The sequence below is a fragment of the Streptacidiphilus monticola genome, assembly GCF_042658505.1.
In the GTDB taxonomy this organism is placed as follows: domain Bacteria; phylum Actinomycetota; class Actinomycetes; order Streptomycetales; family Streptomycetaceae; genus Streptacidiphilus; species Streptacidiphilus monticola.
In genome coordinates, this window is the sequence record NZ_JBHSQJ010000021.1 from 1 (window position 1) to 25091 (window position 25091).

The window sequence follows — 25091 nt, forward strand, 5'->3', positions numbered from 1 at the left end:
GCGGAGGCGGCCGCCGCCGCGCCGGACCCGGATCCCGCGCCGACCGCAGCCACGGCGGACCCGGTCGGCCGGCCGCCCAAGCGGGGGCTGCTGGCCCGGCTGCGCGGAGCCGAGCCGGGCCCGTCCGACGTCCTCGCGGGGAGCGCGACCTGGTTCGGCGCCGGCCGCACGCCGCCGCTGACCGTCGTCTTCAGCCACGGGTACTGCCTCAACGAGGACTGCTGGCACTTCCAGCGCGAGGCCTTCCGCTCCGGCCTCCGGCTCGTCTTCTGGGACCAGCGCAGCCACGGGCGCTCCGAACGCGGCCGCAGCTACCTCGCCGGGGAGCCCGCCTCCATCGACCAGCTCGGCGGCGACCTCAAGGCCGTCATCGACGCCCTCGCGCCCACCGGCCCGCTCGTGCTGGTCGGGCACTCGATGGGCGGGATGACGGTGATGGCCCTGGCCGACCAGCACCCCGAGCTCTTCGCCGAGCGGGTGGCCGGCGTCGCCCTGTTGGGGACCACGGCGGGCGGCTGGAGCGAGGTCACCCTGGGGCTGGGCGGCCTCGGGGCCAAGCTGTTCCACCGGCTGAGCCCGGGCGTGGTCAAGGCGCTGGGCCGACAGCGGGCCCTGGTCGAACGCGGCCGCAGACTCAGCAGCGAGCTGACCGCCGCCGTCTACGACACCTTCTCCTTCGGGTCCGACGACATCGACCCGGCCCTCGCGCGCTTCGCCCGGCGGATGCTGGAGGCCACGCCGATCGACGTCGTCGCCGAGTTCTACCCGGTGTTCCCGGCGCACGACAAGCTCGCCGCGCTGCCCGTGCTGCACGGCATCCCGACCCTGGTCATGGGCGGCACGGCCGACCTGCTGACCCCCTCCTCGCACAGCGAGGCCATGGCCGAGGCGCTGCCCGACGCGGAGCTGGAGATCCTGCCCGGCACCGGGCACCTGCTGATGCTGGAGCGCCCGGACCGGGTCAACGCCGCACTCGCGCGCCTGCTCGTGCGGGCCGCCGCCCGCACCGGGTCCCCGCTGCCCGCCTACGTCAACGAGCTCGCGCAGGAAGGTCACTGATGCCCCACCAGACTCTCGCCGTCCCGGACGCCGCGTCCATGACGCGGCTCGGCCGCAGCCTGGCGCAGCTGCTGCGCCCCGGGGACCTGGTGCTGCTCTCCGGCGAGCTGGGTGCGGGCAAGACCACGCTGACCCGCGGCATGGGCGAGGGCCTGGGCGTCCGCGGCGCGGTGACCTCGCCGACGTTCGTCATCGCCCGCGTCCACCCGTCGCTGCGCGGCGGCCCGGCGCTGGTCCATGTGGACGCCTACCGGCTGAACGGGGGACTGGACCAGATGGAGGACCTGGACCTGGACGCCGAACTGACCGAGTCGGTGGTCGTCGTGGAGTGGGGCGAGGGCAAGGTCGAGGGCCTCGCCGACTCCCGCCTGGAGGTCCGCATCCGCCGGGCCGTCGGAGGTGACGCACCGTCAGGTGACGCGGTCGCGGAGGACGACGCCGACCCGCGGACGGTCACCCTCACGGGTGTCGGCCCCCGCTGGGAGGACGCCGAAACGGAGCTCAAGGGCCTGCGGCTGTTGTGATTCCGACGCCGTGTCGGAATCATGGGGGCATGGCAGAGATGGCAGAGCCAGAGCCCGAGGCCGACGAGGTGCCCGTCGCCGAGCTGCTCGCCGCGGCCGCGGCGGCGCGGCGCCTGTGCACGCCCCCCTCCGGGGAGGAGAGCGACGACCCCCTCCTGCCCGCGGACGAGAACGCCGCCGCATAACGCCCCGCTTGGCGGCGCAGCCGCCAGGGGCGCGGGGAACTGCGCGACCAGCCCAGCACCCGCGGAGGTCCGGCCCCCACGTGCGGGACGAACCTCCTGGGTGGTGTGTTGCCCCCGCAGCTGCTCCTCGCGGACGAGAACGCTGCCGCATCACGCCCCGCTTGGCGGCGCAGCCGCCAGGGGCGCGGGGAACTGCGCGACCAGCCCAGCACCCGCGGAGGTCCGGCCCCCACGTGCGGGACGAACCTCCTGGGTGGTGTGTTGCCCCCGCAGCTGCTCCTCGCGGACGAGAACGCTGCCGCATCACGCCCCGCTTGGCGGCGCAGCCGCCAGGGGCGCGGGGAACTGCGCGACCAGCCCACCACCCGCGGAGGTCCGGCCCCCACGTGCGGGACGAACCTCCCCGGGTGGTGTGTTGCCCCCGCAGCTGCTCCTCGCGGACGAGAACGCTGCCGCATCACGCCCCGCTTGCGGCGCAGCCGCCAGGGGCGCGGGGAACTGCGCGACCAGCAGCCCACCACTCGCGGAGGTCCGGCCCCCCGTGCGGGACGAACCTCCCTGGGTGGTGTGCTGCTGCTCGCGCAGTTCCCCGCGCCCCTGGCGGGGCCTTCGGCCCCCTGGCGGGNCCCTGGCGGCTGCGCCGCCTGACGGGGGCGCGGCTACGGGACGACGATCACCTTGGTGTCGTAGGGCGCGAAAGCGAACAGCGCCGCGCTGTCCGCGACGGTCTCGCGGATGCCGCCGGTCTTCTTGTTCGGGTCGGGGACAGGGGTCGCGCCGTCCACCGCCGCGCTGAAGCCGACCGCCACGCCGCCCGACGTGGCGAACAGCACGCCGTTCTTGATCAGGGCGCCGTCCGACCCCGTGTAGGGGCCCGCGTTGACGTGGAACACCTGGTAGCTGCCCACCGCCGGGGCGACCGTCCCCGGCTGCACCGTGAAGGTCCGGTCCTGCTTCGGGTTCGCGGGGTCCACCAACCAGATCCGCTTCGCGGACAGCGAGTACACCACCCGCTTGCCCGTCCCCGAGTTCGCCGGGATCGCCGGAACCGCCTTCGACGAGGCGCCCGCGCTCGTGGAAGGGGACGCTCCCGCCCGGGCCGGGGCTGTCGCCACCGTCCCGCCGATCGGCGTGCTGGTGTCCGCCGAGCTCCGCGCCTGGGCGGCGAGGACGCCGACCGCGGCCAGGGCCGCGGCCGTCAACAGGGTGACGGCGCCACCGGTGCCGAACTTCGCCACGGCTCCTCCTGCGGGGGCTCTTACCTTCCGGCGTGTGAGATCAGCTTCTCATCCTCCCATCCCGGCTCCGCGCCGGGACGCGCGTCCGGGAACCCCGCCGGCACGCTCTAACCTGGACGGGTGCTGCTGCTTGCCTTCGACACCGCGACCCCCGCCGTCACCGCCGCCGTGCTGGACACGGAGACCGGGCGGGTGCTCGCCGCGGCCGACCGGATCGACGCCCGTCGGCACGGCGAGCTGCTGCTCCCCACCGTCGACGAGGTGCTGGGCGAGGTCGGGGTGACGAAGCATCAGCTCGGCGCGGTCGTGACCGGCACCGGACCGGGGCCCTACACGGGCCTGCGCGTCGGGCTCGCCACCGCCGCCACACTCGGGCACGCGCTGGGCATCCCCGCCTACGGCATCTGCACCCTGGACGGCATCGCCCACGCCGCGCACCTGCAGCGCGTCGACGGTCCCTTCGTCGTGGCGACCGACGCCCGGCGCAAGGAGGTCTACTGGGCCGTCTACGACGCGGACGGCGTCCGCACCGAGGGCCCGAGCGTCGACCGTCCCGCCGACATCGCCGAGCGGGTCGCCGGGCTGACGGCCGTCGGCGCGGGCGCGCTGCTCTACCCCGACACCTTCCCGCGTGCGCTGCCGGAGCCGGCCCACCAGTCCGCGGCCGCGCTGGCGCTGCTCGCCGCCCGGCGGCTCGCCGCGGGTGAGGAGCTGGAGGCCCCGCTCCCGCTCTACCTGCGGCGGCCGGACGCCGAGGTGCCGAAGAACTACAAGACGGTGCTGCCCGCATGATCGTGCTGCGCGAGATGCGCTGGTGGGACATCGAGCCCGTGCTGGAGCTGGAACGGGAGCTGTTCCCCGAGGACGCCTGGTCCCCGGCCATGTTCTGGTCCGAGCTCGCCGACGCCCGGCACCCGCGGGCCACCCGGTGGTACACCGTCGCTGAGGATCTGTCGGCCGGCGGCCGCATCGTCGGTTACGCGGGGCTGATGGCCGTCGCCCGCGAGGGCGACGTGCAGACCATCGCGGTCGCCCGGGAGCACTGGGGCACCGGCCTCGGCGCCCGGCTGCTGACCCGGCTGGTGACCCAGGCCGCCCAGGCCGACTGCACCGACCTGCTGCTGGAGGTCCGGGTCGACAACGAACGGGCCCAACGGCTGTACGAGCGCTTCGGGTTCGAGCCCGTGGGCATCCGCCGCAACTACTACCAACCCTCCGGGACGGACGCCCTGGTGATGCGGCTGGAGAAGCCGCAGCCGCACGAGGAGGCGTTCGGGGACGACACTGAGGAAGGCCGCCGCGATGGCTGACGAACCGCTGGTGCTCGGCATCGAGACCTCCTGCGACGAGACCGGCGTCGGCATCGTCCGCGGGACCACCCTGCTCGCGGACGCGGTCGCGTCCAGCGTCGAGGAGCACGGGCGCTTCGGCGGCGTCGTGCCCGAGATCGCCAGCCGGGCGCACCTGGAGGCGATGGTCCCCACCGTGCAGCGGGCGCTGGACGAGGCCGGGATCAAGGCGAGCGACCTCGACGGCATCGCCGTCACCGCCGGACCCGGCCTGGCCGGCGCGCTGCTGGTCGGCGTCAGCGCCGCCAAGGCCTACGCCTACGCGCTCGGCAAGCCGCTCTACGGCGTCAACCACCTGGCCTCGCACATCTGCGTGGACCAGCTGGAGCACGGCCGGCTGCCCGAGCCGACGATGGCCCTGCTGGTCTCCGGCGGGCACTCCTCGCTGCTGCTGACCGAGGACATCACCAGCGACATGCGCTCCCTCGGCGCGACCATCGACGACGCGGCGGGTGAGGCCTTCGACAAGGTGGCCCGGCTGCTGAACCTCGGCTTCCCCGGCGGCCCGGTGATCGACCGCTACGCGAAGGAGGGCGACCCGGCCGCGATCGCCTTCCCGCGCGGGCTGACCGGGTCCAAGGACCCCGCCTACGACTTCTCCTTCTCCGGCCTGAAGACCGCCGTGGCGCGCTGGGTCGAGGCGAAGCGGCGGGCCGGCGAGGACGTCCCGATCCGCGACGTCGCCGCGTCCTTCCAGGAGGCGGTGACCGACGTGCTCACCCGCAAGGCGGTCCGGGCCTGCAAGGACAACGGCGTGGACCACCTGATGATCGGCGGCGGCGTCGCGGCCAACTCCCGGCTGCGGGCGATGGCGCAGGAGCGCTGCGACCGGGCGGGCATCACGCTGCGCGTGCCGCGGCCCAAGCTGTGCACCGACAACGGCGCGATGGTCGCTGCTCTCGGCGCGGAGATGGTCCGGCGCGACCGCGCCCCTTCGGCGCTCGGCCTGTCCGCGGACTCGTCCCTGCCGGTGACGGAGACCCATGTCCCGGCGGACCACGACGCCTTGCACCGCCATGCCGAGCACGGTTAAGGCTCGGCAGGATCGGTGAGAATCCGTCACAACCCGGTCCGAACTGGGAACTTCCCGGGAATGCGCCGTGTCTCCCAGGGTGTGATCAAACCCCTCGCCGTCGTCGCGCTGGCGGCCGCGGGCGCCGTCGCGCTCAGCGGCTGCTCCGGCTCCGCGACCCCGAAGCCGTCCCTCCCGTCCCCCGCCGTCTCCCCGGGAGGCGGCGGCGACCAGGGAGGAGGAGCGGTCCCCGTGGTCAACGGCGGCACGCCCTCGGCCGCGCTCTGGGCCAAGTGGGGGCTCAAGCCGCTCGCCGTCGCGCCCCCGCCGCCCGCCGTGCCCCCGATCCGGCTGAGCCGCTCCGGGAAGGTGCCGGTGATCTCGGACGTGCCGACCCGGCAGAAGATCGTCTTCATCACCATCGACGACGGGGCCGAGAAGGACCCCCGATTCGTGCAGATGATGCGGGACCTGCGGGTGCCGTTCACGATGTTCCTGACCCGGGACATCATCAAGAACGACTACGCCTACTTCAAGCCGCTCCAGGCGCTGGGCAACAGCATCCAGAACCACACCCTGAGCCACCCGGTGATGCCCTCGCTGTCGCTCTCCGCGCAGAAGGCGCAGATCTGCGGCGACGAGCAGACGCTGCGTCAGCAGTACGGCACCACGCCCTACCTGTTCCGCCCGCCGTACGGGGCGGGCGCGTACACGGCGAACCTGAACGCCGCGGTGCAGGCCTGCGGGCCGCGCGCGATCGTGCTGTGGCGGGAGTCCATGCAGATCAAGGGCCTGCAGTACCAGGACCCGAAGAAGCAGCTGCACCCGGGCGACATCATCCTGGCCCACTTCCGCGGCCCCTCCGAACTACGGGGGGAGACCATGGTCCACATGTTCCAGAACCTGCTCCGCCGGATCGAGGAGCAGGGCTTCGCGGTGGCCCGGCTGGACGACTACGTCGCCCCGCCGTCGGCGGCGACCGGCTGACCGAGCAGCATCACCGGCGCGCCGTCCGCCCGGGTCAGGAAGACCGTGCAGGAGTGCGGGCCCTCCGGCTTCACCTTGCGGCGCAGCTCCTCCGGCTCGACGGCGGAGCCCCGCTTCTTGACGGTGAGCGTGCCGACGCCGCGCTCGCGCAGGATCGCCTTGAGCCGCTTGAGGTTGAACGGCAGGGTGTCGGTGATCTCGTAGGCGGTGGCCCAGGGGGTGGGCCGGAGTTGATCGGCCGTCAGATAGGCGATGGTCGGGTCGATCAGCGTGGCGCCCAGCTCGGCGGCGACCTCGGCGACGAGGTGGGCGCGGATGACCGCGCCGTCGGGCTCGAAGAGGAAGCGCCGCACGGGACCTGACGGCGGGTCGGGCAGCGTCCCGCCGGTGAGGCTGGCCCCGGCGGGCAGCAGCGTGGCGCGGTGCGGCTGCGCGGCCTCGGTGCCGAACCAGAGCGCGGCCTCCTTCACGTCGCCCTGCTCGGACACCCACTCCGCCTCGGCGTCCTCGGGGACGGCCTCGTGCGGGATCCCGGGGGCCACCTTGAGCGCGGCGAAGGGCGTGGTGCGGGCGGCCCCGACCGCCCAGGAGAGCGGCGGGGAGTAGGCCTCCGGATCGAAGATCCGGCCCCGCCCGGAGCGGCGGGCGGGGTCGACGAAGACGGCGTCGAAGCCGGCCAGGTCCACCTCGGTGACGTCGGCGCGGAGTTGGGTGATCCGGTCCTGCAGCCCCAGCGCGGCGGCGTTCGCCTCGGCGACCGCGCAGGTGAGCTCGTCCCGGTCGACGGCGAGCACCTCGATGCCGGCCCGGGCGAGGGCGAGGGCGTCGCCGCCGACGCCCGAGCAGAGGTCCGCGACGCGCCGGACGCCCAGCCCCGCCATCCGCGCGGCCCGCCAGGCGGCGACCGCGGACCGGGTGGACTGCTCGACGCCGTGCGGGGTGAAGTACATGCGACCGGCGTCGGGCCCGAACTTGGCCCCGGCGCGGGCCCGGAGGTTCGCCTGCTCGAGCGCCGCGCGCACCAGCTCCGGCCCGAAGTCCCGGCGCAGCCGGGTCGCCACCGCCAACTCGGTGCCCGGCCGGTACTCGCCGACCGCGTCGAGCACGGCCTGACCTTCGGCGGTCAGCAGGGCACGAAAGCTCTCGATCTCCACAGACAGAACCATGCACCATCCCCCAGGGGCGCGAGGATCCCACCCTTCGGGCGGGAGGTGCCCCAACCGAGCAACCCACCACGCGGGGGAGGTTCGTCCCCATGTGCGGGACGAACCTCCGTGGGTGGGGGGTTGCTCGCGCAGTGGGGATCCCCGCGCCCCCAAGGGGTGCGCCACGCGCATTGGCACTCTGGTTGACTGAGTGCTAAGCGACGCATACTGTCGTCGTTAGCACTCTCCGAGGGAGAGCGCTAAGCGTGACAGTGGCTGGTCCGGCACCGCGACGACGGGTCTGCTGCGCGTCCACGCTCATCAGACATGAAACCCCGCGAGATCTCCGAAGGGGGAGGTCGGATCGTGACGACCACCAGCTCCAAGGTTGCCATCAAGCCGCTCGAGGACCGGATCGTGGTCCAGCCGCTCGACGCGGAGCAGACCACCGCCTCTGGCCTGGTCATTCCGGACACCGCCAAGGAGAAGCCCCAGGAGGGCGTCGTCCTGGCCGTCGGCCCGGGCCGCTTCGAGGACGGTCAGCGCCTGCCGCTCGACGTCAAGGTCGGCGATGTCGTGCTCTACAGCAAGTACGGCGGCACCGAGGTCAAGTACAACGGCCAGGAGTACCTGGTCCTCTCGGCCCGCGACGTGCTCGCGATCGTCGAGAAGTAAGACCACCAGCTGATCCTCCATCAGCTCACCGACGCTGACCGCAGAGTCGTGACCCGCCCCGGGCACCCGTAACGGGGCCCGGGGCGCGGTTGTTCGAGAGGGAAACCCGAAAAGCCATGGCGAAGACCCTTCAGTTCGACGAGGACGCCCGCCGCTCGCTGGAGCGCGGCGTCAACAAGCTGGCCGACACGGTCAAGGTGACGATCGGCCCCAAGGGCCGCAACGTCGTCATCGACAAGAAGTTCGGCGCCCCGACCATCACCAACGACGGCGTGACCATCGCCCGTGAGGTGGAGCTCGAGGACGCCTACGAGAACCTTGGCGCGCAGCTCGTCAAGGAGGTCGCCACCAAGACCAACGACGTCGCGGGTGACGGCACCACCACCGCCACCGTGCTGGCCCAGGCCCTGGTGAACGAGGGTCTGCGCAACGTCGCCGCCGGTGCCGGCCCGGCCGGTCTCAAGCGCGGTATCGACGCCGCCGTCAAGGCCGTCGCCGAGCACCTGCTCTCCGTCGCCCGTCCGATCGAGGGCAAGGAGGACATCGCCGCCGTCGCCGCGCTGTCCGCCCAGGACCCGCAGGTCGGCGAGCTGATCGCCGAGGCCATGGACAAGGTGGGCAAGGACGGTGTGATCACCGTCGAGGAGTCCAACACCTTCGGCCTGGAGCTCGAGTTCACCGAGGGCATGCAGTTCGACAAGGGCTACCTGTCCCCGTACTTCGTCACGGACGCCGACCGCCAGGAGGCCGTCCTCGACGACCCGTACATCCTGATCAACCAGGGCAAGATCTCCTCGATCCAGGACCTGCTGCCGCTGCTGGAGAAGGTCCTCCAGGCCGGCGCCAGCAAGCCGCTGCTGATCATCGCCGAGGACGTGGACGGCGAGGCGCTGTCCACCCTGGTCGTCAACAAGATCCGCGGCACCTTCAACGCCGTCGCGGTGAAGGCCCCGGGCTTCGGCGACCGCCGCAAGGCCATGCTGCAGGACATCGCCGTGCTGACCGGCGCCACCGTCATCGCCGAGGAGGTCGGCCTCAAGCTCGACCAGGTCGGCCTGGACGTGCTGGGCACCGCCCGCCGCGTGACCGTCACCAAGGACGACACCACGATCGTCGACGGCGCGGGCGCGTCGGACGAGGTCGCCGGCCGGGTCGCGCAGATCAAGGCCGAGATCGAGGCCACGGACTCCGACTGGGACCGCGAGAAGCTGCAGGAGCGCCTGGCCAAGCTGGCCGGCGGCGTCTGCGTCATCAAGGTCGGCGCGGCCACCGAGGTCGAGCTCAAGGAGAAGAAGCACCGCCTGGAGGACGCCATCTCCGCGACCCGCGCCGCGGTCGAGGAGGGCATCGTCGCCGGTGGCGGCGCCTCCCTGGTGCACGCCCAGAAGGCGCTGACCGACGGGCTGGGCCTGGTCGGCGACGAGGCCGTGGGTGTCGCGGTCGTCCGCCGCGCCCTGGTCGAGCCGCTGCGCTGGATCGCCCAGAACGCGGGCCTCGAGGGCTACGTCATCACCACCAAGGTGTCGGAGCTCGGCAACGAGCGCGAGGGCTACAACGCCGCCACCGGTGAGTACGGCGACCTGATCAAGCAGGGCGTCATCGACCCGGTCAAGGTCACCCGCTCCGCGCTGGAGAACGCCGCGTCCATCGCCTCCCTGCTGCTCACGACCGAGACCCTGGTCGTCGAGAAGAAGGAAGAGGAGCCGGCCGCCGCCGCGGGCCACAGCCACGGCCACTCCCACTGACGCCGTCAGTCGCAGCACCGCGAGGGGCGCGAGGAACCCGGCCGCAGGCCGGGGACTCCTCGCGCCCCTCGCGCTCACCCCAGCTTCCGTTTGACGGCTGCTGACAGGGCGTCAATTCCGCGCAGGCGATCCAGCAGCTCCCGCTCCGTCGTCAGGGCGCGGAAGGTCAGGCCGATCGTCACCTCGTGCGGCGGCAGGTGCAGCACCTCCACCTCGTCGCCCGCCGTGATCTGACCGGGCGTCAGCACCCGCAGGTACGCACCGGGGACAGCGGCCTCCGTGAACCTGCGGACCCACTTCTGCTCGCCCAGCTCCCCGGCGAAGGTCCGGCACGGGATGCGGGGCGAGGTGACCTCCAGCACCAGCTCCGCGCCGATCCGCCAGCGTTCCCCGATCCTGGCCCCGGTGACGTCCACGCCCCGCAGGGTGAGGTTCTCGCCGAAGGTCCCCGCGGGCAGCTCCCGCCCCAACTCCCGTTCCCAGGCGTCCAGATCCTCCCGGGCGTAGGCGTAGACGGCCTGGTCGCCGCCGCCGTGGTGGCGCGCGTCGCAGATCTCGTCCCCGGCCAGGCCGCTGGTGCCGCGCTCCGGGCCGGGCGCCGCGACGGCCACCGGGCCGGTCGCCGGTCGCTTGCCGATCGCGGTCCGCCCCACGTCCGAATGCTCGCTCGCACGCCCACGGCCGGTGTTCACAGACAGCAAAGTCCCCATAGGCCGAAGCCTAGAGGGGGACTCCAGTCGCCGAAGAAACGTTTCTTCACTCAGTGGGGCCGGCTACTCCACCGGCAGCAGGCTCAACGGGTCCATGGTCCGACGCCGGGCCCGGCCCAGCAGCTCCTCACGTTCGTCCTCGGTCAGACCGCCCCAGACGCCGTAGGGCTCGCGGACGGCCAGGGCATGGGCAGCGCACTCGGCGCGGACCGGGCAGCGGGAGCAGACCTCCTTGGCGGACTGCTCGCGAGCGGTGCGAGCGGCGCCGCGCTCGCCTTCGGGGTGGAAGAACAGCGAACTGTCCACACCGCGGCATGCGGCAGAGAGCTGCCAGTCCCACAGGTCCGCGTTCGGACCGGGGAGGCGGGAGTAGTCGGCCATCGTTGTCGTTCCCTTGCGGTGTGCGTGTTGCTGACAAGAAGGTGCGATCTGATGGAAATATGACTCTTGCAGAAGTAATGGACAAGAGGCCATCAGCGTGGCATAACGTGCCGATAACCTCAAAATCCCACAAGGAAGGACTAATCGGGCATCCGCCGACGTGAGCGTGTCCTTCGAGCGGCGGCACTCGTTGGGAGTACACGAGGTGGGTGATCCGTAGCGGATCAACCACGTAGAGTGGCATGTGCGGCTGCCAGGCCGTAACTCAAACGAGTGACGGTCGTTGGGAGTGCGGAGGCGGTCGACGGACCGGCGTCGGAGTGAACGGCGACGGACCCGCCGAAGGCCGTACCGGTGAGATTCGTAACCAGCCAGGAGGCTCAACGTGACGCGGATCAGCTGCGGAGGCGGGTCATGACTTCGGTGCTCGTGTGTGACGATTCCCCGCTCGCCCGTGAGGCGCTGCGCCGGGCGGTCGCGACCGTCCCGGGCGTGGACCGGGTGACCACCGCCACCAACGGCGAGGAGGTGCTCCGCCGTTGGGTCGCCGACCGGTCCGACCTGGTGCTGATGGACGTGCGGATGCCCGGCCTCGGCGGGGTGGAGACCGTGCGCCGGCTGCTCTCCGCGGACCCGGGCGCCCGGATCATCATGCTGACCGTCGCCGAGGACCTGGACGGCGTAGCCCTGGCGGTCGCCGCCGGCGCCCGCGGCTACCTGCACAAGGACGCCTCCCGCGCCGAGCTGCGGGCCACCGTCACCCAGGCGCTGGCCGACCCCACCTGGCGGCTCGCCCCGCGTCGGCTGCGCTCCGCCGAGATGGGCGCGGCCCCGACGCTGACGGCCCGTGAGATCCAGGTGCTCGAGGGCATGAGCCACGGCCGCAGCAACGCCGAGATCGGCCGCGAGCTGTTCCTCTCCGAGGACACCGTGAAGACGCACGCCCGCCGGCTGTTCAAGAAGCTCGGCGCCTCGGACCGCGCGCACGCGGTGGCCCTCGGTTTCCGCTGGGGCCTGGTTCGCTGACGGACCGTCGGATCTGACGGTCCGTCGGGTGCGCCCCACCGGGACCCCGTGACGACGGCGTTCGTCACCGCCCCGCCCGAGGGCGCACCATGGGGGTAGGCAGCACGGGGCTGCCGGGCGGGGAATGGGCAGGAATGGTGCCGTGGCGCATAACGTTCCGATGCACAAGTCCGGAGGCGGTGTCACCTTTTCCGGACCAACCAGGCACCATGGACCGGTGCGTGACGACGAAGCGACTGCCGCCCCGGGTGGTGTCCAGCCTGCTGAGGACGAGACGCCGCTGCTGTCCATCGCGGCCCTCGTGGTGCGCGCCGTGGAGGGCGACCCGGTGGCCACGGACGATCTGCTGGCCCAGGTCCATCCGCTGGTGCTGCGCTACTGCCGGGCCAAACTGATCCGGCTGCCGGGCAGCGCCCGGCACCACATCGACGACGTGGCCCAGGAAGTCTGCCTCGCGGTGCTCTGCGCGCTCCCGCGCTACCGCGACGAGGGACGCCCCTTCGAGGCCTTCGTCTTCGGCATCGCCGCCCACAAGATCGCTGACCTGCAGCGGGCCGCCATGCGCGGCCCCGGGCAGTCGGTCCCGCTCGGAGAGGAACTGCCGGACAAGCCCGACGACGCCCTCGGCCCCGAGGAGCGCGCGCTGCTCAGCAGCGACGCCGAGTGGGCCCGCGGCCTGCTGGCCGCGCTGCCGGAGCGGCAGCGGGAGCTGGTGCTGCTGCGCGTCGCCGCGGGCCTGACCGCGGAGGAGACCGGCGAGGTGCTGGGAATGTCCCCGGGCGCGGTCCGCGTTGCCCAGCACAGGGCGCTCAGCCGGCTGCGCGCACTCGCCGAGAGCGCGACGAGCGGCCCCGAGGCCCGGTCCGCGTAACCCGCACCGAGCGCGGCGGTTGTGAGCCCTACCTCAGTGATCGCTGGGGCGCAAGAGGGCACCCGTGGGATCGGTAGAATGACGTATCGGTGCCGAGCTGCCCACCAACGCGGCCCCCGAGGCGCCGAGTCGCGCCGGTACGGGAAGGTACTCATGTCTTACAACGCCGCAGGTGTACCCGAGAAGTTCGCGATGCTCGGGCTCACCTATGACGATGTCCTGCTGCTGCCCGGCCCTTCCGAGGTGCTGCCGAATCAGGTGGACACCTCGTCGCGGGTCTCGCGCAATGTGCGGGTGAACATCCCGCTGCTCTCCGCCGCCATGGACAAGGTCACCGAGGCGCGCATGGCCATCGCCATGGCCCGCCAGGGCGGCGTCGGCGTGCTGCACCGCAACCTGTCCATCGAGGACCAGGTGAACCAGGTCGACCTGGTCAAGCGCTCCGAGTCCGGCATGGTCACCGACCCGATCACGGTCGGCCCCGAGGCCACCCTGGCCGAGGCGGACGCGCTGTGCGCGAAGTTCCGGATCTCCGGCGTGCCGGTGACCGACGCCGAGGGCCGCCTGGTCGGCATCGTCACCAACCGCGACATGTCCTTCGAGACCGACCGGGGCCGACAGGTCCGCGAGGTCATGACCCCGATGCCGCTGATCACCGGCGAGGTCGGCATCTCCTCCGAGGACGCGATGGCGCTGCTGCGCCGCCACAAGATCGAGAAGCTGCCCCTGGTCGACGCCGAGGGCAAGCTGCGCGGTCTGATCACCGTCAAGGACTACGTCAAGGCGGAGCAGTACCCCAACGCGGCCAAGGACGCCAACGGCCGGCTGATCGTCGGCGCGGCGGTCGGCGCGAGCGCGGAGGCCCTGGACCGGGCGGTGGCCCTGGCCGAGGCGGGCGTGGACTTCGTGGTCGTCGACACCTCGCACGGCCACAACCGCAACGCGCTGGAGTGGATGGCCAAGATCAAGTCGACCATCGGCATCGACGTGATCGGCGGCAACGTCGCGACCCGGGACGGCGCGCAGGCGCTGATCGACGCCGGCGTCGACGGCATCAAGGTGGGCGTGGGCCCGGGGTCGATCTGTACCACCCGCGTGGTGGCGGGCGTGGGCGTGCCGCAGGTGACGGCGATCTACGAGGCCGCGGAGGCGGCGGCCGCCGCGGGCGTGCCGGTGATCGGCGACGGCGGCCTGCAGTACTCCGGCGACATCGGCAAGGCGCTGGCGGCGGGCGCGGACACCGTCATGCTGGGCTCGCTGCTCGCGGGCTGCGAGGAGTCCCCGGGCGAGCTGCTGTTCATCAACGGCAAGCAGTTCAAGTCCTACCGCGGCATGGGTTCGCTGGGCGCGATGCAGAGCCGCGGGCAGGCGAAGTCCTTCTCCAAGGACCGCTACTTCCAGGGCGAGGTCTCCTCGGACGAGAAGCTGATCGCCGAGGGCATCGAGGGCCAGGTGCCGTACCGCGGGCCGCTCGGGTCCGTGCTGTTCCAGCTCGTGGGCGGTCTGCGCCAGACGATGGGCTACGTGGGCGCGAAGACGATCGCGGAGATGAAGGACGCCCGGTTCGTCCGCATCACGTCGGCGGGTCTGAAGGAGTCGCACCCCCACGACATCCAGATGACGGTGGAAGCCCCCAACTACCACGGCAAGTGACGCCGCGTCAGGGGCCGGAGGCCCCTTGAGGGGCGCGCGGACACTGCGCGAGCGACCACACCACCCGGGGAGGCTCGACCCCTTGAGACGGGACGGACCTCCCCGAGCGGTGTGCTGGGCGCGCAGTGTCCTCGCGCCCCTGCGGACTGCGCCCCCTGGGCGTGGCTGATACTGGTGCTTGGCAAACTGCAGGCTGAGGGAAGGGCACGACGTGACCGAGATCGAGATCGGGCGGGGTAAGCGGGGGCGGCGGGCGTACGCGTTCGACGACATCGCGGTCGTGCCGAGCCGGCGGACCCGGGACCCGAAGGAGGTCTCGATCGCCTGGCAGATCGACGCCTACCGCTTCGAGCTCCCCTTCCTCGCGGCGCCGATGGACAGCGTCGTCTCGCCCGAGCAGGCCATCGCCTTCGGCCGCCTGGGCGGCCTGGGCGTGCTGAACCTGGAGGGCCTGTGGACCCGTTACGAGGACCCGACCTCGCTGCTCCAGGAGATCACCGACATCAAGGACGAGGCGGTCGCCACCCGCCGCCTCCAGGAGATCTACCGCGAGCCGATCAAGGCGGAGCTGATCACCCGCCGGCTCAAGGAGATCCGCGACTCCGGCGTCGTCACCGCCGCCGCGCTCTCGCCGCAGCGGACCGCCGAGTTCTCGAAGGTCGTCGTGGACGCGGGCGTGGACATCTTCGTGATCCGCGGCACCACCGTGTCCGCCGAGCACGTCTCCAGCGCCGCCGAGCCGCTGAACCTCAAGCAGTTCATCTACGAGCTGGACGTCCCGGTCATCGTCGGCGGCTGCGCCACGTACACCGCGGCGCTGCACCTGATGCGCACCGGCGCGGCGGGCGTGCTCGTCGGCTTCGGCGGCGGCGCGGCGCACACCACCCGGACGGTGCTCGGCATCCAGGTGCCGATGGCCACCGCGGTCGCCGACGTGGCCGCCGCGCGGCGCGACTACATGGACGAGTCCGGCGGTCGCTACGTGCACGTCATCGCGGACGGCGGCGTGGGTTTCAGCGGCGACCTCTCCAAGGCGATCGCCTGCGGCGCGGACGCCGTGATGATCGGCGCGGCGCTGGCGCGGGCGACGGACGCCCCAGGTCGCGGCTTCCACTGGGGCAGCGAGGCCGTCCACGAGGAGCTGCCCCGCGGCAAGCGGGTGAACCTGGGCACGGTCGGTTCCACCGAGGAGATCCTGCTCGGCCCCTCGCACACGCCCGACGGCACGATGAACCTCTTCGGCGCGCTGCGCCGGGCGATGGCCACCACCGGCTACTCGGAGCTCAAGGAGTTCCAGCGCGTCGAGGTCACCGTCGCCCGTTAGCCGACGCCCCGTCAGGAGGCGCAGCCTCCAGGGGCGCGAGGACACTGCGCGAGCAACCACCCACCCGGGGAGGTCCGGCCAGTTCGAAAGGGCCGAACCTCCCCGGGTGGTGTGTTGTCGGCGGTGGGGGCACCGCCCGCCGTGGGGGGAGAGCCCCGGCCGGAGGCTGGGCGGGGGTGGGCATTTCCCGCGCCCCTGAGGGGGCTCCGCCCCCAACGTGGCCCGTCGTTCGTTGTTCGGGATGATGGACACGACACGAGAGCGGCGCGGAGGGGTGGCATCCGGATGGCAGAGGACCGGCTTCTCGGGGGCAGATACCGGCTGGTGTCCGTGCTCGGACAGGGCGGCATGGGCACCGTGTGGCGGGCCGAGGACGAGGTGTTGGGGCGTCAGGTCGCCGTCAAGGAGCTGAGGTTCAGCACCGAGGTCGACGACGACGAGCGGCACCGCCTGGTCACTCGGACGTTGACGGAGGCCAAGGCCATCGCCCGGATCCGGCACGTGGGCGCGGTGACCGTCTTCGACGTCGTCGAGGAGGACGGCCGGCCCTGGATCGTCATGGAGCTGGTCGACGGCCGCTCCCTCAGCGAAGTCATCCGCAGGGACGGCGTGCTGACGCCCCGTCGGGCCGCCGAGGTGGCGCTGGAGCTGCTGTCGGTGCTGGCCGAGGCGCACCGGTCCGGGATCGTGCACCGGGACGTGAAGCCGTCCAACGTGCTGATCGGCGCGGACGGCCGGGTGGTGCTCACCGACTTCGGCATCGCCCGGGTGGAGGGGGACCCCTCGGTCACCTCGACCGGCATGCTCGTCGGCGCGCCCTCGTACATCTCGCCCGAGCGGGCGCGGGGCCGGGCGGCCGGCGCGGCGAGCGACATGTGGTCGCTGGGCGGCACGCTCTACGCGATGGTCGAGGGGCACCCGCCCTACGACAAGGGCTCCGCGCTGTCCACGCTGACCGCCGTGATGACCGAGGAGCCGGAACCGCCGCGCCGCGCCGACCTGCTGGCGCCGGTCATCGCCGGGCTGCTGCGCAAGGACCCCGAGCAGCGGCTCGACGCCCAGACGGCCCAGGCCATGCTGCGGGCGGTGCTGGGCGAGTACGAGCGGCGCGAGCGGACCACGACGACCGCCCCGCTGCCGCAGCCGGAGCGGACCCTGGTGGAGAGCGCCCCGGCCCGGCCCTCGCGTAAGCCGCTGCTGGTGCTGGCCGTCGTCCTGGCGGCCGTGCTGGTGACGGTGGCCTTCGCGGCGATCCGCCATCACCGCAAGCAGGCTGACGCCCCGTCGGGCGCGGCCGCGGCCACGGCGACGGCGAGGGCCTCCGCGTCACGCTCCGGCTCCTCGGACGCGGCCGGGGCCGACGCCGGGTACCGGGAGGTGGCCGGGCCGGGTGGCTCGCACATCCAGATCCCGTTGGGCTGGACGCTGGAGAGCAGCTCGGCCACGGCGTGGAAGTACCGCGGTCCGGCGGGGGTGCTGGACCTGGAGTTCACACCGACGCCGCTGACGAAACTGGGCGCGCTCGGCGCCTGGCAGCAGGAGGAGCCCCATGTGGCCGGCACCTGCTCGGACTACCGCCGGATCGAGCTGAAGCAGGTCGCCTACCGGGGCTGGGACGCGGCCGACTGGCAGTGGGTCTGCGGCAGCCACCGGGCCCTCAACCGCGGCTTCGTGGTGGACGCTTCGCACGGCTACGCCATCTACTGGACCGCCCCCGCGCTCACCTGGGAGAGCAAGCGCAACCAGGAGCTGCTGCGGCGCTTCTTCTCCAGCTTCCGCGCCTGAGTCCGGCCCGGCTCCCCACGGCCTGCCGCCCGGTCGCCGCTGAGGTCGCCGTACAGGGCCTGGTGCCGGGTCCGGACAGGTCCACCGGGTTGCGTCGCCCGGCACGGCACTCCCCCCAGCCTTCGGCCGGGAGTGCCCCCACACCGGACACCGCAACCCGGCGAACCTGTCCGGACACGGCACTAGGGTGGACGGTGGGAGGAGGTGTCGGGGATGAGCGCGCGCGCAGGGCTGCTGGCAGGCCGCTACCTGGTGACCGGTCGCCGCGGCGCCGGGCTGGAGGCGCGGGACGAGCGCAGCGGTGCCCCGGTGCTGCTGGAGGAGCTGCCGCTGCCCGAAGTGGTGAGCCCCTACGACCAGTTGGCGGCTCCGGCCGGGCTTGACGAGGCGTCGGGCCGGGCGCTCGCCCATGCCGCCTTCGTCGCGGAGACCGTTCCGGACCACCCGCGGCTGTGCCAGGCCTTCCAGGTGTTCGCGGAGGACGGCCGGCTCTGGGTCGCCGGTGAGCTGGTGCCGGGTCAGAGCCTGGCCGAGCTGCTCCGGGCAGGGCCGCTGTCCCCGTACCGGGCGGCCGAGTTGGGGCACGACCTGGCCGCGGCGCTGTCCGCGGTGCACCGGATGGGGCTGGTGCACGGAAACGTCACTCCCATGTCGGTCACCGTCTGCGAGGACGGCACCGCGTTGCTCGGTGGCCTGGCGCTGGGCGCGGCACAGGAGGCGCTGTGCGGCGGGCCAGGTCTGGAGGAGGCGGGCGCCGGGGTTTCGACGGCGCTGTGGAATCCGGCCCGGGTCCGGGCCCGGGACGCGCGTGCGGTCATCGTCGGTGCCGTGCCCGAGCGTTGGGCCCCGGAGCAGGCGGGCGTGGTCGAGGGCGCCGGCCTCCCGGTCGGCACGGCGGCCGACAGCTGGGCGCTGGGGGTGCTGCTGCACCGGGCCGTGACCGGGGAACCGCCGTTCCCGGAGGGCGACGCGGCCGCGCTGATCGCGGCCGTCCGCGGTGGCGCCGCGTACAGCGCGCCGCGCGCGGCCGGTCCGCTGGCCCCGCTGCTGGCCCGGCTGCTCGACGCCGACCCGCTGCGGCGGCCCGACGCGGTCCAGGTCCGGGCTGAGCTGCGGGAGTTGCTGGTCCGGGCTCCCGAGCCGCTGGAGGTGCTGCCGACGGCGGCCGCGCTGCTGCCCGGGCAGCGGGACGAGCGGGCGCGGGTGGTCCGCCGCGAGCAGCCGGTGCACCACGCGGCGAAGCGGCGCCGGGGGAGCGGCGCGCTGCTGGGTCCGCTGCTGGTCGGCGGGATCGTTGCGGTCGTCGTCCTGGTCCTGCTGCTGGCCGCGTTGACCTCGCGTTGAGCGCCGCTTGCCAGGGTTCGTCCGGGAAGGTGCAACTGAACGGGCTGCAAAAGGGTCTCGACACATGGCCCGGCATTACCAGCCGCAGGCGCAGTCCCTAGTCTGGTAGTTCGACAATCCGGCGGAGAGCCGAGTTCTGGGGGAAGGCACGCGTGGGAACGGACACGGAGCGGCTGCTGGCGGGCCGCTACCTGCTCGGCCGGCGCCTGGGGCGCGGGGGCATGGGCACGGTCTGGCGTGCCACGGACCAGATGCTCGACCGCGAGGTCGCGGTCAAGGAACTGTCGGTGGGTCACCTCGCCGAGGAGGACCTGCAGATCGTCAGCTCCCGGATGAAGCAGGAGGCCCGTGCCGCGGCCCGGATCAAGCATCCGGGCGTCATCACCATCCACGACGTGCTGGAGCAGGACGGCAAGCCGTGGATCGTGATGGAGCTGGTCGACGGCCGTTCGCTCGCGGAACTCGTCGAGCAGGAAGGCACCCTGACGCCGCGTGAGGCGGCGCGGATCGGCGCCCAGGTGCTGACCGCCCTGCACCGGGGCCACCAGGTCGGCGTCATCCACCGGGACGTCAAACCGGCCAACGTGCTGCTGGAGCGCGGCACCGGCCGGGTCGTGCTGACCGACTTCGGCATCGCCACCTTCGAGGGCGACTCGGCGCTGACCCGCACCGGCGACCTGGTCGGCTCGCCCGACTACCTGGCGCCCGAGCGGGTGCACGGCGGCCGTCCCGGGCCCGAGTCGGACCTGTGGGGGCTGGGCGCCACGCTGTACGCGGCGGTGGAGGGGCAGTCCCCGTTCCGGCGCGAGTCGCCGCTGACGACGCTGGCCGCGGTGGTGTCCGAGCCGCTGCCGGAGCCGCGGAACGCCGGCGCGCTGGCACCGGTGCTGCAGGCGCTGATGGCCAAGGAGCCGGCCGGGCGGCCCAGCACCGAGGACGCGATCCGGATGCTGGAGGACGTCGCCGCCGGCCACACCACCAGCTTCGCGGTCCCCGGGCCGCTGCACACGCCGACCCGCGGCGTGCCGGTGGTGGATCGTCAGGAGCCGTACCAGCCGACCGAACTGGTGCCCCGTCAGCAGCCCGGGCCTGTGGTGCCGGAGCAGCCGACCGGTCCGACGGTGCTGCAGCAGCAGGCCCCGCCGGAGCCGCCGGTGACGTCCCGGTCGGCGCCGCCGCCGGCCGCGCCGAGGCGCAGACGCGGTGCCTGGGCGTGGATCGTGGTCGCCGGGATCGTCGCGGCGGCGATCGGCGGCGGGGTGGCGTACAAGCTCAACTCGCACGCCCAGGCCGGGCCGTCGGCCAACCCGCCGGCCTCCTCCTCGCCGGATCCGTCCGGCAGCCCCTCGCCGGTGCAGTCCCAGCACGCGGTGCCCGACCAGCAGTTGCCCACCGGCTACCACTGGGTGCACGACCCGGTCGGCTTCAGCTTCCCGCTGCCCGACACCAGCCAGTGGACCCGCAACGACGACCGCGGGCTGCTCGCCATCACCTACGGCACCGGCGGCGCCGGGGACCTGTACCGGATCGTCTTCGGGGTCACCCCGGGGCAGGCGGAGACACCGCTCCAGCACGCGCAGGAGATGTCCGCCGCCAACGCCAAGCAGTTCAGCAGCTACCGGCTGAAGGGTCTGGAGGAGAACACCTACCACGGCATGCCCGGCGCGCTCTGGGAGTTCACCCTCGACGCCACCCTCAAGGACGGGCAGACACACCACCTGCACGGCAAGGAGCAGCTGTTCAAGGACCCGAAGACGGGGACCGAGTACGACCTGTACGTGGTCTACCCGGAGGACTCCTGGCTCGCCAGCGGTTACGGCCGGTTCACCACGCTCTGCCAGTACTTCACCTGGCGGTAGCCGCGGCCGCGCCGCGTGGGCCGGGCTCGGGGCGGCGCGCGCCGGACCGAGGGAATTGGGTTACCGACGGGTACCCTTCCGGTCCCCGAGGCCCTACTCTGCCAGTCATGACTGACACGATCGCGGAGACGGGCAAGAGCGGACGGAACCCGGTGGCCGCCGCCGGGACGCGCACCGTGGCCGAGGCGGTGACGCCGGACCTGGTACGGCGGCTCACCTCCGCCGTGGTCGTCAGCGACACGCCGACGCTGGCCGGCACCCGCGTGCCGTTCACCGGCGAGCCGCTGGCCGAGATCCCGGAGTCCACCCCCGAGGACGTGGCCACCGCCTTCGCGCGGGCCCGCGCGGCCCAGCCGGCCTGGGCGGCACGGCCGGTCCGCGAGCGCGCCGCGGTGCTGCTGCGCTTCCACGACCTGCTGCTGGCGCACAAGGACGAGCTGCTCGACCTGGTCCAGGCCGAGACCGGCAAGGCCCGCGCGCACGCCGCCGAGGAGGTGCTCAGCGCCGCCGTCGAGGCCCGCCACTACGGCCGGGCCGGCGCCTCCTACCTGCGACCGCGCCGCCGCCGTGGGGTGTTCCCGGTGCTCACCCAGGTCACCGAACTGCGCCAGCCCAAGGGCGTGGTGGGCCAGATCTCGCCGTGGAACTACCCGCTGGCGCTCTTCGTCGGCGACGCGCTGCCCGCCTTCGTCGCGGGCAACGCCGTCGTCACCAAGCCCGACACGCAGACCGCGCTGACCGCTCTGCGCGCCCGCGAACTGCTGGTCGAGGCCGGGCTGCCGGCCGAGCTCTGGCAGATCGTGATCGGGGACGGACCGGTCGTCGGCCCCGAGGTGGTGGCCCACGCCGACTACGTCTCCTTCACCGGCTCCACCCGCACCGGCCGGGAGGTGGCCACCAAGGCGGCCGCGCGGCTGATCGGCGCCTCGATGGAGCTGGGCGGCAAGAACGCCATGCTGGTCCTCGCCGACGCGGACCTGGACCGGGCGGCCGAGGGCGCGGTGCGCGCCTGCTTCTCCTCCGCCGGCCAGCTGTGCATCTCCATCGAGCGGCTCTACGTGGCCGAGGCGGTCGCGGACGCCTTCCTGGAGAAGTTCACCGCCCGCACCCGTGCGCTCAGGCTGGGCAACTCCCTGGCCTGGGGCGCCGACATGGGCTCCCTGGTGTCCAAGCGCCAACTGGACACGGTGACCCGCCACGTCGAGGACGCGGTGAAGAACGGCGCCCGGGTGCTGACGGGCGGTCAGGCCCGGCCCGATGTCGGCCCCTTGTTCTACGAGCCGACCGTGCTGGAGGGCGTCACCGAGGCTGCGGCCGTGTGCACCGAGGAGACCTTCGGCCCGGTCGTCTCCGTCTACCGCTTCCGCGACGAGGAGGAGGCCGTCGCCCGCGCCAACGACACCGCGTACGGACTCAACGCCAGCGTCTGGAGCCGCAGTACGCGGCGGGCGCGCGCGGTCGCGGCCCGGCTGCACAGCGGCACCGTCAACGTCAACGAGGGCTACGCGCCGGCCTACGGCAGCGTCGCGGCCCCGATGGGCGGCATGGGCGACTCGGGCGTCGGCCGCCGCCACGGCGCCGAGGGCATCCTCAAGTACACCGAGGTGCAGACGGTCGCGGTGCAGCGGCTGATCAGCATGGGCCCCTCCTTCGGAATGAGCGACGAGGCCCATGCGAAGTTCCTGCAGACCTCGCTCAAGGCGCTCAAGGCGCTGCGCTTCAAGTGAGCAACCGAACCTGCCGGGAGGGCAACGTCGATGGCGACGGAGAGCACCACCAGTAAGGCACCGCTGGAGGCCGAGGCCGGCTTCGACTACGACGTGCTCGTGGTCGGCTCGGGTTTCGGCGGATCGGTCTCCGCGCTGCGGCTGACCGAGAAGGGGTACAAGGTCGGCGTCCTCGAGGCGGGCCGCAGGTGGACCCGGGAGACCCTGCCGAAGAACTCCTGGGACGTGAAGAGCTTCCTGTGGGCGCCCGCCCTCGGCTGCTACGGCATCCAGCGCATCCACGTGCTCAACGACGTCATGGTGCTCGCGGGCGCGGGTGTCGGCGGCGGCTCGCTCAACTACGCGAACACGCTCTACGTGCCGCTCAAGCAGTTCTTCGCCGACCCGCAGTGGCGTCACATCACGGACTGGGCCGAGGAGTTGGCACCCTTCTACGACCAGGCGCAGCGGATGCTCGGGGTGCGCACCAACCCCACGATGACCCCCTCCGACGAGCACCTCAAAGCGGCCGCCGACAAGCTCGGCTACGGCGACACCTTCCACCTCGCGCCGGTCGGCGTGTTCTTCGGCGACGGTGCCGACGCGGGCGGCGCGGGCCCGAAGGCGGCACCGGGCGAGGAGGTCCCCGACCCGTACTTCGGCGGCGTCGGACCCGCGCGGCGGGCCTGCACCGAGTGCGGCGAGTGCATGACCGGCTGCCGCCACGGCGCGAAGAACATGCTCACCGAGAACTACCTGTTCCTGGCGGAGGCCGGCGGCGCCGAGATCCTGCCGCTGACCACGGTCGAGACCATCCGCGCGGACGGCCCCGGCTACGCGGTCACCGTCCGGCCGACCGACCGGCCGCGGCGGAAGGGGCAGACCCGGACGCTGCGCGCGCGGTACGTCGTGGTCTCGGCCGGGACCTGGGGCACCCAGAAGCTGTTGCACCGGCTCAAGGACGAGGGCGAACTGCCGCGCATCTCCGACCGGTTGGGCGTTCTCACCCGCACCAACTCCGAGGCCCTGGTCGGTGCGCAGACCACGGACCGCCGCTACGGGCGGCGCGCGGACTTCACCAAGGGCGTGGCCATCACCTCCTCCGTGCACCCCGACGAGACGACACACATCGAGCCGGTGCGCTACGGCAAGGGCTCGAACGCGATGGGCCTGCTCACCGTGCAGAAGGTCCCCGGCGAGGGCCGGCTGCCCAGGCCGGTCCGACTGCTCGGCCGGATGCTGCGCCGTCCGGACGTCGCACTGCGGGCGCTGGACAAGCGCCGCTGGTCGGAGCGGATCATCATCGGGCTGGTGATGCAGTCGCTGGACAACTCGGTGATCGTCTCGCGGCGGAAGTCCGGGCTGTTCAAGGGCCAGTTGACGTCCCGTCAGGGCCACGGCGCCCCCAACCCGAAGTGGATCCCGGCGGCGGAGCGGGCCGCGGACGCCCTGGCGGACGAGATCCGCGGCTTCTCCGGCACCAACATCGGCGATGTCACCGGCAGGACCATGACGGCCCACTTCATCGGCGGCTGCGCGATCGGCGACAGCCCGGAGTCCGGCGTGGTGGATCCCTACCAGCGGCTCTACGGCTATCCGGGCATCACGGTCGCGGACGGCTCGACGATCTCGGCGAACCTCGGGGTGAACCCGTCCCTGACGATCGCGGCGCAGACGGAGCGGGCGATGGCGTTCTGGCCCAACAAGGGCGAGGCGGACCCCCGCCCCGCGCAGGGCGAGCCGTACCTCCGCGTCGCCCCCGTGGCCCCCCATCGCCCCGCCGTCCCGGCAGGCGCGTTCGGCCAACTCCTGCTCCCCGTCCCGGAAGTACCTTCCCGCAACGAATGACTTGCGGGGAGCCGTTACGGGCGCGGGGAACCGCGCGAGCAACCCACCACCCACGGAGGTCCGTCCCCGCTCAACGGGTCGAACCTCCGTGGGTGGTGTGCCGCTGGCGCAGTTCCCCGCGCCCCCGGCGGGGCCGTGCAACTGGCTCTTCGAGGTGGCGAACTGGCAAGGGGCCCCGCGGGGGAAGACGGGGCCCCTTGCGTCGCAGCACGCGGCGTCAGGGCAGCGCCGGCGCTGGGGTGACGGCACCGGGGGGAAGGCGCCGTGCGGAGGATGGTCCTGATGAACGGGTCGCGGATCACGGAAAGTGACGAGTGGGCCCGTCCGCTTCGAGCTGTGACATCAGCGCCCCGGTGGCGCCGCCTGCATCGAACTCCACCCCCTCACCAGCATCGTGGGGGATGGGAAGCCGAGTCCGCAACCTGTTCGGCACACTTCGGCATAGTCGATTTTGACGCGCCGTCAGCTCCGCCCGACTACTCTCCGCAAGGGGCGCACGTGGGCGCGCATAGAGCGCGCACCCGCGCGGGCCAGGGCGCGTCGGGTCCGGAGGCGTTCGGGTGGGGCGGCGGGTCCGGGGCGTTCCGCCCCCGAGCGTCCCCGGGGGCGGAACGCCCCTTCCCGCACAGTCGCGACCGGGCCGCTGTCCCCTGCTGTCCGGTCTT

At 72.8% G+C, this 25091-nt stretch carries 22 protein-coding genes; 18 read left to right on the forward strand and 4 right to left on the reverse strand.

Annotated features, from left to right (window positions below; translation table 11 throughout):
• From ACFP3V_RS06655 to ACFP3V_RS06665, 3 genes are all read left to right on the forward strand, one after another.
• On the forward strand, positions 1 to 1059 hold a 1059-nt coding region (locus tag ACFP3V_RS06655; RefSeq protein WP_380580761.1), incomplete at its 5' end, for an alpha/beta fold hydrolase.
• Positions 1059 to 1583 (forward strand): tRNA (adenosine(37)-N6)-threonylcarbamoyltransferase complex ATPase subunit type 1 TsaE, encoded by a 525-nt coding sequence (tsaE, locus tag ACFP3V_RS06660; protein WP_380580763.1) that lies wholly within the window; start codon positions 1059 to 1061, stop codon positions 1581 to 1583. The genes ACFP3V_RS06655 and tsaE, both read left to right, overlap by 1 nt.
• Before the next feature lie 29 nt (positions 1584 to 1612).
• The gene (locus ACFP3V_RS06665; RefSeq protein ID WP_380580765.1) at positions 1613 to 1768 is read left to right on the forward strand and encodes a hypothetical protein; all 156 of its coding nucleotides are present in this window, start codon (positions 1613 to 1615) and stop codon (positions 1766 to 1768) included.
• Between the two features lie 659 nt (positions 1769 to 2427).
• Here ACFP3V_RS06665 and ACFP3V_RS06670 read toward each other — a convergent pair.
• The gene (locus tag ACFP3V_RS06670; protein ID WP_380580767.1) at positions 2428 to 3006 is read right to left on the reverse strand and encodes a hypothetical protein; all 579 of its coding nucleotides are present in this window, start codon (positions 3004 to 3006) and stop codon (positions 2428 to 2430) included.
• A gap of 120 nt (positions 3007 to 3126) precedes the next feature.
• Here ACFP3V_RS06670 and tsaB point away from each other — a divergent pair, with 120 nt between their 5' ends.
• From tsaB to ACFP3V_RS06690, 4 genes are read left to right on the forward strand one after another with little or no spacing between them, the layout of a single operon-like run.
• Positions 3127 to 3798 (forward strand): tRNA (adenosine(37)-N6)-threonylcarbamoyltransferase complex dimerization subunit type 1 TsaB, encoded by a 672-nt coding sequence (gene tsaB / locus ACFP3V_RS06675; RefSeq protein ID WP_380580769.1) that lies wholly within the window; start codon positions 3127 to 3129, stop codon positions 3796 to 3798.
• Entirely contained in the window at positions 3795 to 4316 is a 522-nt protein-coding gene (rimI, locus tag ACFP3V_RS06680; RefSeq protein WP_380580771.1) for a ribosomal protein S18-alanine N-acetyltransferase, read from the forward strand. The genes tsaB and rimI overlap by 4 nt, the downstream gene beginning before the upstream one ends.
• Positions 4309 to 5388, forward strand: a complete 1080-nt coding sequence (gene tsaD, locus ACFP3V_RS06685; RefSeq protein WP_380580773.1) for a tRNA (adenosine(37)-N6)-threonylcarbamoyltransferase complex transferase subunit TsaD — start codon at positions 4309 to 4311, stop codon at positions 5386 to 5388. Before rimI ends, tsaD begins: the two co-directional genes overlap by 8 nt.
• 60 nt (positions 5389 to 5448) lie before the next feature.
• Positions 5449 to 6354, forward strand: a complete 906-nt coding sequence (locus ACFP3V_RS06690; RefSeq protein WP_380580775.1) for a polysaccharide deacetylase family protein — start codon at positions 5449 to 5451, stop codon at positions 6352 to 6354.
• Here the strand turns inward: ACFP3V_RS06690 and ACFP3V_RS06695 are convergent.
• Positions 6321 to 7520 carry a THUMP-like domain-containing protein gene (locus tag ACFP3V_RS06695; RefSeq protein ID WP_380580777.1) on the reverse strand — a complete coding sequence of 400 codons (1200 nt, stop codon included), beginning with the start codon at positions 7518 to 7520 and terminating at the stop codon, positions 6321 to 6323. The genes ACFP3V_RS06690 and ACFP3V_RS06695 overlap by 34 nt on opposite strands.
• 345 nt (positions 7521 to 7865) lie before the next feature.
• Here ACFP3V_RS06695 and groES point away from each other — a divergent pair, with 345 nt between their 5' ends.
• Both groES and groL read left to right on the forward strand, forming a co-directional pair.
• Positions 7866 to 8174 (forward strand): co-chaperone GroES, encoded by a 309-nt coding sequence (groES, locus tag ACFP3V_RS06700; RefSeq protein ID WP_380580779.1) that lies wholly within the window; start codon positions 7866 to 7868, stop codon positions 8172 to 8174.
• A 116-nt stretch (positions 8175 to 8290) separates the two neighbouring features.
• Positions 8291 to 9919 (forward strand): chaperonin GroEL, encoded by a 1629-nt coding sequence (gene groL, locus ACFP3V_RS06705; protein ID WP_380580781.1) that lies wholly within the window; start codon positions 8291 to 8293, stop codon positions 9917 to 9919.
• 74 nt (positions 9920 to 9993) lie between these two features.
• Here groL and ACFP3V_RS06710 read toward each other — a convergent pair whose 3' ends face one another.
• The gene (locus ACFP3V_RS06710) at positions 9994 to 10629 is read right to left on the reverse strand and encodes an MOSC domain-containing protein (RefSeq protein WP_380580783.1); all 636 of its coding nucleotides are present in this window, start codon (positions 10627 to 10629) and stop codon (positions 9994 to 9996) included.
• Positions 10630 to 10692: 63 nt separating this feature from the next.
• Positions 10693 to 11010 (reverse strand): WhiB family transcriptional regulator, encoded by a 318-nt coding sequence (locus ACFP3V_RS06715; protein WP_380580785.1) that lies wholly within the window; start codon positions 11008 to 11010, stop codon positions 10693 to 10695.
• A 414-nt stretch (positions 11011 to 11424) separates the two neighbouring features.
• Between ACFP3V_RS06715 and ACFP3V_RS06720 the strand changes: the two genes are divergently transcribed.
• The 9 genes from ACFP3V_RS06720 (at position 11425) to ACFP3V_RS06760 (ending at position 24426) form a co-directional block, all read left to right on the forward strand.
• Entirely contained in the window at positions 11425 to 12036 is a 612-nt protein-coding gene (locus ACFP3V_RS06720; protein ID WP_380580787.1) for a response regulator, read from the forward strand.
• Positions 12037 to 12253: 217 nt separating this feature from the next.
• Positions 12254 to 12907 (forward strand): RNA polymerase sigma factor ShbA, encoded by a 654-nt coding sequence (gene shbA / locus ACFP3V_RS06725; RefSeq protein WP_380580789.1) that lies wholly within the window; start codon positions 12254 to 12256, stop codon positions 12905 to 12907.
• A 153-nt stretch (positions 12908 to 13060) separates the two neighbouring features.
• The gene (gene guaB, locus ACFP3V_RS06730; protein WP_380580791.1) at positions 13061 to 14560 is read left to right on the forward strand and encodes an IMP dehydrogenase; all 1500 of its coding nucleotides are present in this window, start codon (positions 13061 to 13063) and stop codon (positions 14558 to 14560) included.
• Positions 14561 to 14771: 211 nt separating this feature from the next.
• A complete protein-coding gene (locus ACFP3V_RS06735) occupies positions 14772 to 15884 on the forward strand; it encodes a GuaB3 family IMP dehydrogenase-related protein (RefSeq protein ID WP_380580793.1) in 1113 nt (370 codons plus the stop codon).
• A 324-nt stretch (positions 15885 to 16208) separates the two neighbouring features.
• Positions 16209 to 17669 (forward strand): serine/threonine-protein kinase, encoded by a 1461-nt coding sequence (locus ACFP3V_RS06740; RefSeq protein WP_380580795.1) that lies wholly within the window; start codon positions 16209 to 16211, stop codon positions 17667 to 17669.
• A 213-nt stretch (positions 17670 to 17882) separates the two neighbouring features.
• Positions 17883 to 19013, forward strand: a complete 1131-nt coding sequence (locus ACFP3V_RS06745) for a protein kinase family protein (protein WP_380580797.1) — start codon at positions 17883 to 17885, stop codon at positions 19011 to 19013.
• Between the two features lie 152 nt (positions 19014 to 19165).
• Entirely contained in the window at positions 19166 to 20872 is a 1707-nt protein-coding gene (locus ACFP3V_RS06750) for a serine/threonine-protein kinase (protein ID WP_380580799.1), read from the forward strand.
• A gap of 107 nt (positions 20873 to 20979) precedes the next feature.
• The gene (locus tag ACFP3V_RS06755) at positions 20980 to 22599 is read left to right on the forward strand and encodes a succinic semialdehyde dehydrogenase (RefSeq protein ID WP_380580801.1); all 1620 of its coding nucleotides are present in this window, start codon (positions 20980 to 20982) and stop codon (positions 22597 to 22599) included.
• A 30-nt stretch (positions 22600 to 22629) separates the two neighbouring features.
• Positions 22630 to 24426: a GMC family oxidoreductase N-terminal domain-containing protein gene (locus ACFP3V_RS06760; RefSeq protein WP_380580803.1), complete on the forward strand. Its 1797-nt coding sequence runs from the start codon at positions 22630 to 22632 to the stop codon at positions 24424 to 24426.
• Positions 24427 to 25091: the final 665 nt, after the last annotated feature.